At 55.3% G+C, this 293-nt stretch carries 1 protein-coding gene; it reads right to left on the minus strand.

The genetic code is table 11. From position 1 onward, the window contains the following. Window positions 1–293 (minus strand): cellulase family glycosylhydrolase (locus tag KK062_RS30265; RefSeq protein ID WP_254088117.1); only part of this gene is annotated, 293 nt, incomplete at both ends.

A 293-nucleotide genomic window follows, 5' to 3' on the forward strand; every position in this document is an offset into this window, starting at 1 on the left:
TAATAAAGGTAGGCTGTACGTTGGATACGGCGAGCTTTGACCAGTAAGTGTGCACCGAAAACATCAGGTTGTGGTCGGGGTCATGAGCTTGCAGCGTTGCCGCCGCGGGTATCAGTACTTCCAGGTTCTTGCCGCAGTCCGGCGCGTCGATAAAGAGCGGCGTGCGGATGCCTGCATCGCGCAGACGTGTAATGGCAGTTTTATAGGCGACCACAAACGGACCGGTGGTAACCGCGTAATCGCCTGCTTCGTTGGCGATATTGACCAGCAGCGCATGCTCATATTTTTGCACC

Origin of the sequence: Dawidia cretensis (genome assembly GCF_018598175.1) — a bacterium.
Taxonomy (GTDB): domain Bacteria; phylum Bacteroidota; class Bacteroidia; order Cytophagales; family Cyclobacteriaceae; genus Ohtaekwangia; species Ohtaekwangia cretensis.